Raw genomic sequence first — 15,960 nt, 5'->3', positions numbered from 1 at the left:
TGGTAAAAAGCCAATATTTGAATTGGCTTTTCCAAGGATTATATAAAGAGTAACTAGCGCGTCACTTTACGCGCTTTATTTTCAGGCTTCGGCGCAGCAATTTCACGTTTACCTTGCCAGACATCAATAAAATCTTTTTCATTAATGTTGTACAACTCAAGCAGCGCTAAAATAGCCCCTCCAAACAGCATGGGGCCTTCAGAGTTACTTTGCCACTCAAAGATTTTGCCATTTAAGGCGTGTAAGATATCTGAAATTTCAAAAATACGATCACGACCATTGCTGTCGGTGGGGTAGGTTTGAGTATTTAGAATAATCCGCGCGGCACTTTTTTCATTTTCGGATAAATCCAGTTGAAGGATGACCTCTTCCTCTCGGGTGGAAAAAATCACCGCATCACTAAATACCGTTTTTAAAAAGTGTTGGCTAAGCTTGGGTAAAGCTCTTTCAACAAAAGGCCGAAAAGACTGCGGTAAAATGACATTGTGTGAAATACCTTTAAACATCGGGGCAATTTCTTCTGTTTTATAGCCGGCAATTCCGCATCCCACCGAGGTAATGAAGTATTTGGTTTTTGGATGATTTTTGGTGTAAATTTTAAAATCATCAATATAGTGCTGAATCTGCGACAATGGCATTTGTTGTAAATGTTCATTCATGGTGGGAATGGCAAAACTTTGACCTGACCAGCCACGCCCGACGCCCTTTAATGCACCAAAAAATTGCTGCGCAGTCCGTGCTGCACCACTGGCATGGTCGCCTGCCATATTGCTGCCAAATACAAAGACGGTGTCTTCAGCCAAGCTTTTTATAATATTTTCATCGTGATAGAGATATGACATAAGCGCATGTAATCGTGATGGACATAGCTTGATGGTGCAATTGAAATGACAAATGGTCAAGGAAAAGATAGGCATTTTAACAATGTGCTTCAACAGCTAGATTTTATTGGATAAAAGCCAGTGCTAGAGCATAAAAAACGCGTATCGGTCTGAAGTTAGCGCAGCAGTCTCATGCAATACAAATTAAGTCCAATATTAAGCGCTGAAATGGATGGGCTAATATTGGATGCTGTTATTTAGGCTTGAAGCAAGAGATAGCACTTAAGTGGTCAGCTACGTTTCCTCAACTACATAAATATAAATCGACTGATGTTGCATGTTGCTTTTTAGCCCTCATACTAATAACAGTTATGTCGTTGAAGATGGATAGTATGCAGGATAGACCACAACCTTTTGAATTGGTGACCAGTTATCAACCTGCTGGCGATCAGCCGCAAGCCATTGAAAAATTAGTCAGTGGCGTCAAAAAAGGCTATCACGATCAGTTATTATTGGGTGTTACTGGTTCAGGTAAAACCTACACCATGGCCAATGTGATTTCACAATTGCAGCGTCCGACCATTGTCATGGCGCATAACAAAACTTTGGCTGCGCAGTTGTATGGTGAGTTTAAGTCGTTCTTTCCCAACAATGCGGTTGAGTATTTCGTTAGTTATTATGACTATTATCAACCCGAAGCCTATGTGCCATCTTCAGATACTTTTATTGAAAAAGACTCGGCCATTAATGACCATATTGATCAGATGCGTCTATCGGCCACGCGTTCCTTATTAGAGCGCCGTGATGCCATTATTGTGGCTTCGGTTTCAGCAATTTATGGCTTGGGTGATCCGAATGCCTATATGAGCATGTTGCTGCATATTGTGCAGGGCGATCGTGTCAGCCGAGATGATATTATTCGTCGTTTGGTGGAGATGCAATATACGCGCAATGAGCTGGAATTTTTACGCGGTACTTATCGTATTCGCGGCGAAATTATGGATATTTTTCCTGCCGAATCTGATCAAAACGCAATTCGGATTGAATTGTTTGATGATGAAATTGATTCCATTCGCTGGTTCGATCCATTAACCGGCAAATTGGTACGCAAAGTGCCACGCGTTACGATTTATCCCAAAAGCCATTATGTTACCCCGAAAGACAATTTGCAGCGCGCCATTGGCACCATTCGTGAAGAATTAAAAGAGCGTTTGGCTTTTTTTAAACAACACGACAAGTTATTAGAAGCGCAGCGCATTGAACAGCGTACCCGTTATGATTTAGAGATGATGCAACAATTGGGTTATACCAACGGCATTGAAAACTATTCTCGGCATTTATCGGGCCGTCCGGGGGGAGAAGCACCACCGACTTTATTTGATTATATTCCCGACGATGCTTTACTGATTATTGATGAATCACACGTGACTGTGCCGCAAATTGGTGCCATGTACAAAGGTGACCGTTCGCGTAAAGAAAACTTGGTCAATTATGGTTTCCGTTTACCCAGTGCGCTCGACAACAGGCCGATGCAGTTTGAAGAATGGCAGCGGATTGTGCCCACCACTATTTATGTGAGTGCCACACCGGCCAAATATGAATTGGAACGGGCGGAGCAAATTGCTGAACAAGTGGTGCGTCCTACCGGACTGCTTGATCCACAGATTGAGATTCGTCCGGTATTGACCCAAGTCGATGACGTACTCTCTGAAATTAATTTACGTAAAGATTTAAATGAACGCGTGTTGGTGACCACTTTAACCAAACGTATGGCGGAAGATTTAACCTCTTATTTAAAAGAATACGGCATTAAAGTGGCCTATCTGCATTCTGATATTGATACGGTTGAGCGGGTGAAAATTATTCATGAGCTACGTTCGGGCGTGCATGATGCATTGATTGGTATTAACTTGTTACGTGAAGGCCTAGACATGCCTGAGGTGTCTTTGGTGGCCATTCTTGATGCCGATAAAGAAGGTTTCTTGCGCTCTGAACGTGCCTTGATTCAAACCATCGGCCGTGCAGCGCGCAATGTAAAAGGTAAAGCCATTTTATATGCCGATCGGGTGACCGATTCCATGCAGCGCGCCATAGATGAAACCGACCGACGTCGTGCCAAACAGATTGAATTTAATACACTGCATGGCATTACACCGCGCAGTACCACGCGTCAAAATAATAAAGACATTGATACCGGTGAAGTGTTAACCGATGATCAAATTGAAGGCGATATTTCGGCTCAAGCGCGTGCCTTAAGTGCAGATGAGCGGCATATTCTGGCGGACCCGAAACTACTGGCCAAGCACATGGGCAAACTGGAAAAAGAGATGTTAAAAGCATCGAAAGAATTACAGTTTGAGCAAGCTGCACGGTTACGTGATGAAATTGTCCGATTAAAAGCCCAGTTGTTAAGTTAGGTGAATGATTTTTATTGCAAATTCATTACATAACGCTACAGCAAAAGTTGCCGATTATCGCTATTTTTTAAGCGGAGATAAATCTTAAAAGTTTAAAAATTTTATTGGAAGGACATTTTTATGACAACAAATCATCTTCCCAAAGCAGGGTTTAAGCTGGCAAAAATTGTAGTGGGTGGTGCCGTTTTGGTCGGTCTAGGCATGGCCACGATGGCCTATGCGCAGACCAAGCCGCTGCATGTGGTAGAAAAAGTTGAGTTAGATAAATATTTGGGCGTGTGGTATGAAGTTGCGCGCAAACCGATGTATTTTCAAAACAAGTGTGATCGTGATGTATCTGCCACCTATACCTTAAATGAGAATGGTAATATTGCGGTAGACAATCGCTGCTATGCACAAGATGGCAAGTTAAACCAATCTAGCGGTGAAGCCTTTGTACAAAACGCGCCGTTTAACAGCAAGTTAAAAGTCAGCTTTTTACCTGAATCGATTCGTTGGTTGCCAGTGGGGCGCGGTGATTATTGGATTCTAAAAATTGCCGATGACTATCAAACAGTCTTGGTCGGTGAGCCGAAGCGCAAATATATGTGGGTGTTGTCTCGTTCAGCACAACCTGATCCTGCCGTGGTCAAAGAATATCTGGACTATGCACAATCCGTTGGTTTTGATTTAAGCGATATTATTCACACCAAACAAACGCAAAAATAAGCTTAAAATACCGGCTTTAAGCTTTAAATATGATTGTGGTATTTACACCATGCTTCGGCATGGTTTTTTATTGCAGATTAAATGGGACATTAAAAAGGTTCAGCGGTAGGCGGCTGCAAGATTGTTGCTACGTACACGATTAATTTTAGAGGTAAAAGATGTATAAAGGCGTGGCATTGTCTATCTTGGCATCGGTTAGTTTCGGGATTCTGTATTTCTATACCCAATTTTTAAGTCCCTTAGACAGTGAGCAGGTTTTTGCTTGGCGTATTTTGGCCACGCTGCCATTTTTAATTGCATTTATGTACTGGGCAAAAGATTTAAAACTTGTTGCAGGAATTTTTAATCGTGTACGGCAGCAACCCATTTTACTGATTTGGTTGTTGTGTAGCTCTATGCTGTGTACCTCACAATTGTGGTTATTTATGTGGGCACCCATTCATGGCCGCGGCTTAGAAGTATCACTGGGATATTTCTTATTGCCTTTGGTGATGGTATTGATGGGCTGTGTGCTCTATAAAGAAAAATTATCAACATGGCAAATGGCTGCGGTTGCATTGGCCTGTGTGGGTGTAGGGCATGAGTTTTGGCGAGTCGGCAGCCTTGCATGGGAAACCGCTTATGTGGCCGTAGCTTATCCAATTTACTTCTTTTTAAGACGCACCTTTAAAACGGACCATTTGGGTGGTTTTTGCTGGGATTTATGCTTGATTTTACCGGTTGCGCTATATTTAACGTTACGCTCAGGTAATTCTTTTGCCGTTATTGCCCAGTTTCCTCAGCTTATTGTTGTTTTGGGGTTGGGATTGTTAAGTGCCTTAGGATTGGGCAGTTATATGTTGGCCAGTCGTTACTTACCTTTTGTGATTTTTGGATTATTGAGTTATTTAGAGCCAGTGCTATTGGCTTTTGCATCGCTGGCTTTAGGGGAGAGAATACAGGCTGAAGAATGGTTAACCTATATCCCGATTTGGCTTGCGGTGGGGCTTTTGGTGATGGAAGGGGCGCTGTATTTAAGGCTGCAACGCCGCAATAAAGCCGAGTTGGCGCGCAATTTGGATCATTATCAGCAGCGGCTAAATGACTAACCAAAGTGGCTGTGTGGGCGTGAAGTCAGGCTAAAGCTACAGTTTATTGATATGACTGTAGTCAAATAGTGCAGCAAAGCGCTTGGGGCAAGAAAATAAGCATCGGAATCAGAGGTATTTTGTTCAATTATCGTGAATAAGCTGAAAAATGTGCAGCTCTGCTCCAGCTTTTGATTCAAACTTCGGCATAATTCCTTTACAATTGTCGGGTTTTGAATTTATGCCTAGATATACAATTAATTAGAGGACGTATCTGTGAGCAAAGAGACTATCATCGCCCTACATGCAGAGCACCAAGGTCGCTGGAAAAATCGTGAAGAAATTGCGGAGCATATGATTGCCTTAATCGGCCAGTTATATCGTGAAAAAAATATCGTGACTTCTGTATTCGGTCGTTCTTTAGTTAACCCTTCAGTCCTTCAGATTCTGAAAGCACACCGTCGCACACGTGTCATGGATGTTGAACTTTCTGTGGTTCACACTTTTCCAATCTTAGAAGCATTGGCAAAAGTAGAACAGATTGGTTCTGCGGAAGTTGACTTGGGTAAACTCGCGGTTGAATTTAAACACCAAGGCGGCGATATTAACGCCTTTGTTGCAGATGCCGTTAAATCTTTGGCGGGTAATCCGGCCACTGTTGAACCTAAAGATGTGGTTCTATACGGTTTTGGTCGCATTGGTCGTATTCTTGCGCGTTTAATCATTGGTCAGTCAGGTTTAGGCCGTGGTTTAAACCTTAAAGCCATTGTGGTACGTCGTTCATCAGATGGCGATTTAGAAAAACGTGCCTCTTTACTGCGCCGTGATTCAATTCATGGGCCATTTGCGGGCACAATTTCTGTAGATGAAGAAAATGAAGCCATTATTGCCAATGGTAATTTCATTAAAGTGATTTATGCAGCTAGCCCAGCAGAAGTGGATTACACCGCTTATGGTATCCATAACGCTTTGGTGATTGATAACACCGGTAAATGGCGTGATGCAGAAGGTTTAGCGGAACACTTGAAATGCCCAGGCGTGGCACGTGTGGTCTTGACTGCACCAAGTAAAGGCGAGATGAAAAATGTGGTGTATGGCGTGAACCATACCGATATTTTAGATGAAGATAAAATCATCTCTGCGGCAAGCTGTACCACCAATGCCATCACCCCAGTCTTAAAAGTATTGGATGATAAATATAAAGTCTTAAATGGTCATGTTGAAACCGTTCACTCGTTTACGAACGACCAGAACTTAATCGACAACTACCATAAAGCGGATCGTCGTGGTCGTGCTGCAACATTAAATATGGTGATTACTGAAACAGGTGCAGCCAAAGCAGTGGCTAAAGCATTGCCTGCGCTTAAAGGTAAGTTAACTGGTAACTCGGTTCGTGTGCCTACACCAAACGTATCCTTGGCTATTTTGAACTTGACCCTTGAAAAAGAAATTGATCGTGAAGAAGTAAACGAATACATTCGTCAAATTTCAATCAATTCAAGTCTTCAAGGGCAAATCGGTTATACCAACTCAACTGAAGTGGTGTCATCGGACTTTATTGGTTCACGTACTGCCGGTGTATTTGATGCACAAGCAACCATTACCTCAGGCACGCGCTTAACTGCGTATGTGTGGTATGACAACGAAGTGGGTTATAGCTGTCAAGTTTTACGCATCGCTGAACAAATGTGCGGCGTAAGCTATCCAAAAATTCCTGCTGAAACAAATGCATAATTTGTAAAGTGGTTAAAAAGAGCTTCTTCGGAAGCTCTTTTTTGGTCTGTATAAAAGTCAGATCACGCTGATCGCTCTTTATAATTGATGCGCTTTATTCTAAAAATAAGTTAAAACCAAGAAAAAAGACAACCAAATTAAAAAATAACTTTGATTAAAAGAGTGAGATTCATCTTTTGGCTGATCTGGCTTTAAAATCTAAAAAGTCGCGGTTAAACAGCGACTCGATTGTAATTCAGATGATGAACCACAGCATTATGCAGCGTTTGGTCTGGATTTTATAAACTTTATAGGCTGTATAGAGAGCAAAATATAATTCAATTCAGTTAAACAACAGCAAAATTCATGTAATGCTGAATAATACCATTCGTGAAATTTTGTAAAATATGGCAGAATATGCGGTTTTAAAGTATTTAGAGGATTGGCAGTATGCGCTTTGTTGATGAAGCAGTCATTACCGTAGAGGCTGGCGACGGTGGCAATGGCGTAGCCAGTTTTCGCCGTGAAAAATTCGTACCATTTGGTGGTCCAGATGGTGGTGATGGTGGTCGAGGTGGCTGTATTTATGTTGAAGCCAATGACGACACCAGTACCCTTGTAGATTTTCGTTATACCCGTAAGTACCGTGCAGAGCGCGGTAAAAATGGTCGTGGTGCAAACTGTGCAGGTCGTGGTGGCGAATCAGTTGTACTGAAAGTCCCAATGGGAACGACTATTGTCGATGTAGAATCAGGCGATATTATTGGTGACTTAACTGAAGATGGTCAACAAATTATTGTGGCCATGGGCGGTGATGGTGGTTTAGGTAATACACACTTTAAATCATCGACCAACCGTTCGCCGCGTAAATGTACCCATGGTATTAAAGGCGAATTCCGTGAAATTCGTTTAGAGCTTAAAGTACTGGCAGATGTTGGCTTACTGGGTATGCCAAATGCAGGTAAATCGACCTTTATTCGTGCGGTATCCGCAGCGAAACCAAAAGTTGCAGATTATCCATTTACCACCATGGTGCCAAACCTAGGTGTGGTTGATGCCGATAGTCATCGCTCATTTGTTATGGCCGATATTCCTGGATTAATTGAAGGCGCATCAGAAGGCGCAGGTCTGGGTATTCGTTTCCTTAAGCATTTGGCACGTACGCGTATTTTATTGCATATTGTGGATGTTCAGCCGATTGATGGTTCTGATCCTGCGCATAATGCGAAAGCAATTTTACAAGAGTTGAAGAATTTCTCCCCAACTTTAGCGAAATTGCCGATTGTGTTGGTGTTGAATAAAGTCGATCAACTCACCGATGATACGCAAGAAGAATGGTGTAACCATCTTCTAGAAGAAATGCAGTGGGAAGGTCCGGTATTCCAAACTTCAGGCTTAATGTCAGAAGGCACCAAAGATGTTGTTTATTATCTGATGGATGAAATTGAACAACAACAGGAACGTGAAGCGGAAGATCCAGCGTACGCAGCAGAAGTGAAAGCGTTCCGTGATCAGCTTGAAGCGGAAACACGTGAACAAACCATCGCAGCGAAAGAAGCCTATCGTGAAATGCGTCGTCAACAGCGTCTTGAGGGTCTACTCACAGACGATGAAGATGATGAAGACGAAGATGGTGATGATGGCGATATGGAAGTGTTTTACGTACGTTAAGCTCTGAGTAGAGTAACTGAGGACAAGATGATAGAAGTGCTAGATGGGCAACGTCAGCTCAAGGGTTGTAAACGAATCGTTGTTAAAATCGGATCATCTTTACTCACAGCCAATGGGCAAGGTTTAGATTTGGATGCAATTTCGCATTGGGCGGAACAAATTGCAGATCTACACACTGCCGGACACGAAATTATACTGGTGTCATCGGGGGCTGTGGCTGAAGGGATGGTTCGGATGAAACTTGAGCGCCGACCCACTGATTTACCTAGTCTTCAGGCATGTGCTGCTATTGGTCAAATGGGTCTAATCCAAACGTGGTCGAGTGTGTTAGAAAAGCATACGATTCAAACCGCGCAAGTTTTATTGACCCATGATGACTTGGCCGATCGTCGTCGTTACTTAAACTCTTGCGATGCTTTACAGCATTTAATTGATTGGCGGGTCATTCCGGTAATCAATGAAAATGACACGGTATCCACAGATGAAATTCGCTTTGGTGACAACGATACCTTAGCTGCCATGGTGGCCGGTCAAGTCCATGCCGATTTGCTGATTATTTTGACCGATCAAGAGGGCATGTTTGACTCTGACCCGCGTTCTAATCCGAATGCCAAAATGTTCCATACGGTACGTGCCTTAGATGAAAGTCTATTTGATATGGCCGGCGGTGGCGGTAAATTTGGTCGTGGCGGCATGCTCACCAAGGTTCGGGCTGCCCGTTTAGCGGCCAAATCCGGTTGTCCAACCCTGATAGCCAGTGGTGAAAGTGACAAGGTGTTGGCGCGTTTAATGTCGGGTGAATTACTTGGTACTTTGTTTATTACCGATAACGACCGTATGACAGCGCACCAGCAATGGTTGGCGGCACACTTACAAACCGCAGGCCGTTTGGTGCTAGATGAAGGTGCGGTGAAAGCCATTAAAGACAATCATCGCAGTTTACTTCCTGTGGGAGTAAAAGCAGTCGAAGGGCATTTTCAGCGCGGTGATGTGGTGGAATGTGTGGATAGTCAAGGTGGTCGTATTGCAGTGGGTCGAGTGAATTTTAGCTCTCGTTCGGCAGATATCGTAAAAGGGTTGTCCTCGGATAAAGTCTATCAAGTGTTAGGTGAAGCACGCTCTTTAGAGATGATCCATCGCAATCACATGGCAATTTACTAAAAGTTTATCTCATAAAAAATCCCGCCTTCGAGCGGGATTTTTTTAATCGAAATCTTAAAGCACCAATTGCAAAAAACAATTATTTAAATTGAATGGTACCGTTGGCGTTGACTGTAATTTTTGATTCACCCGCAGCGACATCTTGTGCCGGTGCGGCTTCATCTGCGGAAAATTTAGCCATACTGGCACGCATCATAATCGGCTGAGGATAAGAGTTACTGGTGTTTAAATTAAGATTCACCAAGTTGTAAGCCGATTTATTCCATGCTTGGCTTAACAGTTGCGCGCGTTGCTGAAAGTTTTTAGAGGCTTCAACCATCAATTCGTTTTCTACTTTTTTACGCTGCGCATCGGAGACACTGAAATTGATGGATTGTGTTTGAAAATACTGTTGCAGTTCGCCGATTAATTGACTGGCGGCTTTAAAATCTGTGCTTTCAATTTGTAATTCGGCACGACCGCGCCATTCTTTTAGTTTACGGCTGTCGTTGTCATAAATGGGATACGTGGTTTGAGAACCTGTTTCAACTTTGACTTGCGGATATTTTCTTGCCAAAGCCATGGCTTGATTCATCAATTGGCTGATTTGAGTTGCCAGTTCAGAGGGTTGTTTATTGCTTTTTTCTATATACAGTACAGCGTGCATTTCATCATTGGAAACTTTACGCGTGGCCTCAGCTTGTACATTGACCACATTGTAATTTAATTGTTCTGTGTTTTCAGCGAAAGTAACAGAGGTTAAGGTGGTAGCGAGAACAGCAGTGGAAAGAACAAGAAAACGCATTTTTTGGCCTATTTTTTGTAAGTGGAATTCAGATTTTATATTGATCATACTAAAGTGAGTTTGTGTTGGATTTCGGCAGATTTTGTGGTGGCTTTGTAAAAAATATCAAAAATAATTAATCAAATAAAATTATAAAAAATTCATATAAATCAAAATATTAGTTTGGTGTGTAAATGGGAGTTTATCTGATCTTTACTTTTTTTAAAAATCCATAGCCTTGAATAAGGTTCCCTTTTTATCCCTAAGGGGTAAGATAAGCATACAGTCTGTTGCTAAATCAACTATTTTTTCAGCAGATGAGGGCAGAGAAAATAGCTAAACTTGTTTATTTTCTTAAAAAATTAGGTATGATCGCCCTCCTAGTCCGTTCCTCTACAACCGAGCTGACTAGATTCTATAAAGCACCGAGTCAAAGGACCGAAAGTCACCCGACTTATTTTCTTTAACCCATATCAGAGATGGTAATTCGATATGAGCGTTTCTTCTGTAAATCCCACTTCTAATGCTACTAACGAATACTATTTGACTCGCCAAAGTCAGATGGAATCGAATGTTCGTAGCTATCCACGTAAATTGCCGTTGGCCATAGCAAAAGCTTTAGGGTGTTGGATTACCGATGTTGAAGGTACTGAGTACCTTGATTGTTTGGCTGGGGCAGGGACTTTGGCTTTAGGCCATAATCATCCTGCGGTAATTCAAAGTATTCAAGACACAATTGCCAGTGGTCTACCGTTACATACCTTAGATTTAACCACACCATTAAAAGATGCCTTCACTGAAGCATTACTCGAGCAATTACCGGGTGGTAAGGCTGAGTACTGTCTACAGTTTTGTGGTCCATCTGGTGCAGATGGTACTGAGGCGGCGATTAAATTAGCCAAAACTTATACTGGTCGTAGTTCGGTGATTAGCTTCTCAGGTGGCTATCACGGTATGACGCATGGCGCTTTGGCCATGACGGGTAACTTATCGGCTAAAAATGCGGTGAATGGCTTAATGCCCGGCGTACAGTTTATGCCGTATCCACATGAATATCGCTGTCCACTTGGTGTGGGCGGTGAAGCTGGCGTAGATGCTTTAACTTATTATTTCGAAAACTTCATTGAAGATGTCGAAAGTGGCGTGACCAAACCTGCAGCTGTTATTCTTGAAGCGATTCAAGGTGAAGGCGGTGTGGTAACTGCACCGATTAAATGGTTGAAAAAAATTCGTGAAGTGACGGAAAAAAACAACATCGTTTTGATTCTCGATGAAGTGCAATCCGGTTTTGCCCGTTCAGGCAAAATGTTTGCTTTTGAACATGCCGGTATTGAACCGGATGTGATCGTGATGTCCAAAGCAGTGGGTGGCAGTTTACCGCTTGCTGTACTGGGCATTAAGCGTAAATTTGATGCTTGGCAGCCTGCAGGTCACACTGGCACATTCCGTGGTAACCAGTTGGCGATGGGCACAGGCTTAGCCACCATCCGAACCATTAAAGAGCAAAATCTTGCTGAAAACGCGCAGCAACGTGGTGATTTTCTACAAGCTGAATTGAAAAAACTGGCTGTTGAATTTCCATGTATTGGTAATGTGCGTGGTCGTGGCTTAATGATTGGTGTTGAAATAGTTGATGAACGTCAACAAACCGATCATTTAGGTGCGTATCCAGCCGATTCTCAATTAGCCGCAGCGATTCAAACTGCATGTTTTGATAACAAATTGTTGTTAGAAAAAGGCGGTCGTAACGGTACGGTCATTCGTTTATTGTGCCCGCTGATTATCACACAAGCAGAATGTGAAGAAGTGATTGTACGCTTTAAGAAAGCGATTGCTGAAGCTCTTATTGCCGTTCGAGGTGCATAATACATGGTAGATTTTGCAGAACATCGTAAAGCATTACTTTGTAATGATGTAGCATCTATTGCTGACTATTCGTCAGCCATGGGTGAGGCGACCAAAGCGGTTGCGGCATGGTTGCAAGACGATAAAATGTACACTGGTGGTAGCATTAAAGAGCTACGTAGCGCCATTGCATTTAATCCTTCAAAACAAGGTTTGGGTGTACAAAAATCACTTGAGCGTATGGTGGAGCTTTTCTTAAAGAAAAGCTTAAAAGTGCATCATCCGCACTCGCTTGCACATTTGCACTGTCCAACCATGGTCACCAGTCAAATTGCTGAAGTGTTAATCAATGCGACCAATCAATCGATGGACTCGTGGGATCAAAGTCCTGCCGGTTCATTGATGGAAGTACAACTGATTGATTGGCTGCGTCAAAAAGTCGGTTATGGCGCAGGTCAGGCAGGGGTATTTACCTCGGGTGGTACGCAATCGAATTTGATGGGCGTACTGCTGGCACGTGATGCCTGTATCGCAAAAAACTGGAAAGACGACAACGGTCAGCCGTGGTCGGTTCAGCGCGATGGTATTCCAAGTGATGCGATGCGTAATGTCAAAGTGATTTGTTCTGAAAATGCACATTTTTCTGTGCAAAAGAACATGGCGATGATGGGCATGGGTTTTCAATCCGTCGTGGCTGTTCCTGTAAATGAAAATGCACAGATGGACATTAACGCGCTTGAAAAAACCTTGGCGCAGTTAAATGCAGAGGGCAAAATTGTTGCTTGTGTGGTTGCCACTGCAGGTACCACTGATGCCGGTGCAATTGACCCATTAAAAGCCATTCGTGCCTTGACTGACACTTATGGTACGTGGATGCATATTGATGCAGCATGGGGCGGTGCGCTGATTCTATCCAATGACTACCGTGATATGTTAGATGGTATTGAGTTGTCTGATTCTGTGACACTAGATTTCCATAAGCATTATTTCCAAAGCATTTCATGCGGTGCGTTCTTGCTTAAAGATGAAGCCAACTATCGTTTTATGCATTATGAAGCAGAGTATTTAAACTCAGCTTATGATGAAGAACATGGTGTGCCAAACTTGGTGTCTAAATCTCTACAAACCACGCGTCGTTTTGATGCGTTGAAATTGTGGATGACGGTTGAAGCATTGGGTGAAGAGCTTTATGGTTCGATGATCGATCATGGTGTGAAGTTAACCCGCGAAGTCGCGGATTATATTGATGCCACCGATGGATTAGAGATGCTGATTGAACCACAGTTTGCCTCTGTATTGTTCCGTGTGGTGCCAAATGGCTATCCTGCTGAATTGCTTGACACACTCAATCAAAACGTCGCAGATGAGTTATTTGCGTGCGGTGAAGCCAATATTGGTGTAACCAAAGTGGGTGCTGTGCAATCTTTAAAAATGACCACTTTAAGTCCAGTGGCCACTTTAGATAATGTGAAGAATTTGCTCAACTTGGTTGTGGCAGAAGCAGAGCGGATCAAAGGGCCAATCCAAGCCGGTACTTATACCACTACGCTGGATTAAAACGGATTAACGTCAGTAAAAAAGAGGTCTCAATAGACCTCTTTTTTATGCAAAAAATAAGCTAAAAAGTCTGTTGGTTTTGAATTCAAGATCAATTTTGATTGGCTTTACCGTAAAATTAGCGGATATTTTTTTCTGCGACAAAACATTGCTAAAAATCATTGAGCTAGATTAAGTAAAGTATTCATTTGATGGTTGATGATATGAGTGACTGATTTTTATCAAGTTATATTTATTTAAAAAGCCTGCAATTAATTATCATTAAAACGTCACATCGCTGTAACTTGTTTGTCATATTATAAAATCACAATGCAATGATCGAAAAGTACAAAACTGATCAAAAAGTAGCGTACCTCACCATTGCATCGAATGAAGAGAGAAAACAATGCGCTTAAATAAAATCGCACTTAGCTTAGCCATTTTGGGTACAGTGATTACCAGCACAGCAAATGCCGCACGTGACACCATCCAAATTGCTGGTTCTTCCACGGTTTTACCGTATGCCAGTATTGTGGCTGAGGAGTTTGGCAATACTTTTCCACAATTTAAAACACCAGTGGTGGGTTCAGGTGGTAGTTCAGGCGGTTTAAAGCAGTTCTGTCAAGGTGTGGGAGATAACACCATTGATATCGCCAATGCCTCACGTAAAATTAAAGATTCAGAATTGGCCGCCTGTAAAAAAATGGGCGTCAATCAAGTGATTGAAATTAAAGTTGGTTATGACGGAATTGTGTTTGCCTCTAACGCCAAGAAATCTGCGTATAAGTTGCGTCCACAACATGTCTTTGCTGCACTTGCTGCACAGTTACCTTCCAATGGTAAATTGGTGGCCAACCCTTACACTCATTGGAATCAAATTGATAAAGCACTGCCGAATGAGCCGATTACGCTTGTTATTCCCGCTTCAAACCACGGTACACGTGAAGTATTCCAAGAAAAAATGGTTGAAGCAGGTTGTGAATCTTACACATATTTTAAAAACCTAGATAAAGATGCACAGAAAACCGCCTGTTCAAATTTCCGTAAAGATGGGAAAGTAATTGAAATTTCAGGTGATTATACTGAAACATTGGCACGCTTAAAAACCTCGCCAAGTGCAGTGGGTGTATTTGGTTTAGGTTTCTATGATCAAAACCGCGATAAATTGCGTGTTGCCACAGTCAATAATGTTGCGCCATCAGAGAAAACTATTTTGAACGGATCGTATCCTGTATCACGTCCATTGTTCTTCTATGTGAAAGGCGAGCATCTTAAATCGATCAAAGGCTTACAAGCCTATTCTGAATACTTCTTAAGTAAAAAAGTATCCGGTAAAGGTTCTAAGCTAGAAAAAGCCGGCCTAATTTCGATGTCTGATAAAGAACGTGCACAAGTTCTGGCAGATTTAAAAGCCGGTAAAGCGGTCAAGTAATTAGGATGAACCCGTTGATGCGAGCACAACAGCTTGCATCAACTTTTTTTACACAGACAGATTTGTCAAAGCATGGAAAATGAAAAAATGCCGGAGAATACATGAATCTGCTTCTCATAGGTGTGTTATTGGCATTGATTGCCGTAGCCTATCAAATCGGATTATCTAAAAGCCGAAAGCTCGCAGGTCAGGGCAATAACTCTGCAAAATTGCATTCACGTCCCGGATATTACGGTGCGTTGCTGGCTTTATGGTGTGGTATTCCTGCTTTCTTAATTCTACTGGTTTGGAATATTGTCGAACCCAATATTTTACGCCACGTGGTGTTAGATAATGTACCGGCACATATTGCAGCAAGTTTAGACCAAGCAGGCATTGAAGTTTTAATTGATCGGGTACAGGCAATTGCTTCTGGGTTTGGGGTCAGTGACCAAGCCGCTAGCTATGAAATAACCGCAGCTGAGCAATTATCAAGAATTGAAAGTATTAGTGCTTTTGCGAAGTTGGCCGTGGTGATCTGTGCCGCTTTGATGGGTCTGATTTGGGCCAAAAGACATATTGCTGAGCAATATCGTGCGCGCAATCAAGTTGAAAAAACCATTAATGTGGCTTTGGCCTTGTGTTCAGGTATCGCTATTTTAACCACCATCGGCATTGTGATGTCGATGTTTAGTGAAGCCATGCGGTTTTTTCATTTCGTGAGTCCCTTCGATTTTTTCTTTGGCACAGAGTGGAATCCGGGGTTTAGCACCTCAGGAAATGCACAAGGCAGTTATGGTTTATTACCGCTGCTTTGGGGCACATTGATGGTCAGTGGAATTGCCTT

At 42.5% G+C, this 15,960-nt stretch carries 12 protein-coding genes; 10 read left to right on the top strand and 2 right to left on the bottom strand.

What is annotated here, in order from left to right:
• Positions 1–53 precede the first annotated feature (53 nt).
• The gene (locus SE27_RS09970) at positions 54–842 is read right to left on the bottom strand and encodes an A1S_2505 family phage non-structural protein (protein WP_039623009.1); all 789 of its coding nucleotides are present in this window, start codon (positions 840–842) and stop codon (positions 54–56) included.
• 371 nt (positions 843–1,213) lie between these two features.
• Between SE27_RS09970 and uvrB the strand changes: the two genes are divergently transcribed.
• The 6 genes from uvrB (at position 1,214) to proB (ending at position 9,558) form a co-directional block, all read left to right on the top strand.
• Positions 1,214–3,238 carry an excinuclease ABC subunit UvrB gene (gene uvrB, locus SE27_RS09965; protein ID WP_039623007.1) on the top strand — a complete coding sequence of 675 codons (2,025 nt, stop codon included), beginning with the start codon at positions 1,214–1,216 and terminating at the stop codon, positions 3,236–3,238.
• Positions 3,239–3,358: 120 nt separating this feature from the next.
• Entirely contained in the window at positions 3,359–3,946 is a 588-nt protein-coding gene (locus SE27_RS09960; protein WP_039623005.1) for a lipocalin family protein, read from the top strand.
• Between the two features lie 158 nt (positions 3,947–4,104).
• Positions 4,105–5,034: an EamA family transporter RarD gene (gene rarD, locus SE27_RS09955; protein WP_039622998.1), complete on the top strand. Its 930-nt coding sequence runs from the start codon at positions 4,105–4,107 to the stop codon at positions 5,032–5,034.
• Positions 5,035–5,289: 255 nt separating this feature from the next.
• A complete protein-coding gene (locus SE27_RS09950; protein ID WP_039622996.1) occupies positions 5,290–6,747 on the top strand; it encodes a glyceraldehyde-3-phosphate dehydrogenase in 1,458 nt (485 codons plus the stop codon).
• 429 nt (positions 6,748–7,176) lie between these two features.
• Entirely contained in the window at positions 7,177–8,397 is a 1,221-nt protein-coding gene (gene cgtA, locus SE27_RS09945; RefSeq protein ID WP_039622993.1) for an Obg family GTPase CgtA, read from the top strand.
• A 27-nt stretch (positions 8,398–8,424) separates the two neighbouring features.
• Complete coding sequence (proB, locus tag SE27_RS09940) at positions 8,425–9,558, top strand: glutamate 5-kinase (RefSeq protein WP_039622991.1); 1,134 nt, start codon at positions 8,425–8,427, stop codon at positions 9,556–9,558.
• Positions 9,559–9,637: 79 nt separating this feature from the next.
• On the opposite strand, the gene SE27_RS09935 is transcribed toward proB, so the two are convergent.
• Entirely contained in the window at positions 9,638–10,342 is a 705-nt protein-coding gene (locus tag SE27_RS09935; RefSeq protein WP_039622990.1) for an SIMPL domain-containing protein, read from the bottom strand.
• A 471-nt stretch (positions 10,343–10,813) separates the two neighbouring features.
• Between SE27_RS09935 and SE27_RS09930 the strand changes: the two genes are divergently transcribed.
• From SE27_RS09930 to SE27_RS14505, 4 genes are all read left to right on the top strand, one after another.
• Positions 10,814–12,187 (top strand): diaminobutyrate--2-oxoglutarate transaminase, encoded by a 1,374-nt coding sequence (locus tag SE27_RS09930; protein WP_039622988.1) that lies wholly within the window; start codon positions 10,814–10,816, stop codon positions 12,185–12,187.
• A gap of 3 nt (positions 12,188–12,190) precedes the next feature.
• Positions 12,191–13,723, top strand: a complete 1,533-nt coding sequence (locus tag SE27_RS09925) for a pyridoxal phosphate-dependent decarboxylase family protein (RefSeq protein ID WP_039622986.1) — start codon at positions 12,191–12,193, stop codon at positions 13,721–13,723.
• Positions 13,724–14,108: 385 nt separating this feature from the next.
• Entirely contained in the window at positions 14,109–15,134 is a 1,026-nt protein-coding gene (locus SE27_RS09920; protein WP_039622984.1) for a substrate-binding domain-containing protein, read from the top strand.
• 101 nt (positions 15,135–15,235) lie between these two features.
• Positions 15,236–15,960: phosphate ABC transporter permease family protein (locus SE27_RS14505; RefSeq protein ID WP_455549986.1), on the top strand; the 725-nt coding region annotated here is incomplete at its 3' end.

It is taken from the genome of Acinetobacter harbinensis (assembly GCF_000816495.1).
Taxonomy (GTDB): Bacteria; Pseudomonadota; Gammaproteobacteria; order Pseudomonadales; family Moraxellaceae; genus Acinetobacter; species Acinetobacter harbinensis.
This window is presented reverse-complemented; position numbering and strand designations above follow the sequence as displayed.

What these genes read in the sequence shown, in the direction of transcription:
- SE27_RS09970 (WP_039623009.1), bottom strand. Translation starts at nt 842, where the DNA reads ATGTCATATCTCTATCACGATGAAAATATTATAAAAAGCTTGGCTGAA.
- uvrB (WP_039623007.1), top strand. Translation starts at nt 1,214, where the DNA reads ATGCAGGATAGACCACAACCTTTTGAATTGGTGACCAGTTATCAACCT.
- SE27_RS09960 (WP_039623005.1), top strand. Translation starts at nt 3,359, where the DNA reads ATGACAACAAATCATCTTCCCAAAGCAGGGTTTAAGCTGGCAAAAATT.
- rarD (WP_039622998.1), top strand. Translation starts at nt 4,105, where the DNA reads ATGTATAAAGGCGTGGCATTGTCTATCTTGGCATCGGTTAGTTTCGGG.
- cgtA (WP_039622993.1), top strand. Translation starts at nt 7,177, where the DNA reads ATGCGCTTTGTTGATGAAGCAGTCATTACCGTAGAGGCTGGCGACGGT.
- proB (WP_039622991.1), top strand. Translation starts at nt 8,425, where the DNA reads ATGATAGAAGTGCTAGATGGGCAACGTCAGCTCAAGGGTTGTAAACGA.
- SE27_RS09935 (WP_039622990.1), bottom strand. Translation starts at nt 10,342, where the DNA reads ATGCGTTTTCTTGTTCTTTCCACTGCTGTTCTCGCTACCACCTTAACC.
- SE27_RS09930 (WP_039622988.1), top strand. Translation starts at nt 10,814, where the DNA reads ATGAGCGTTTCTTCTGTAAATCCCACTTCTAATGCTACTAACGAATAC.
- SE27_RS09925 (WP_039622986.1), top strand. Translation starts at nt 12,191, where the DNA reads ATGGTAGATTTTGCAGAACATCGTAAAGCATTACTTTGTAATGATGTA.
- SE27_RS09920 (WP_039622984.1), top strand. Translation starts at nt 14,109, where the DNA reads ATGCGCTTAAATAAAATCGCACTTAGCTTAGCCATTTTGGGTACAGTG.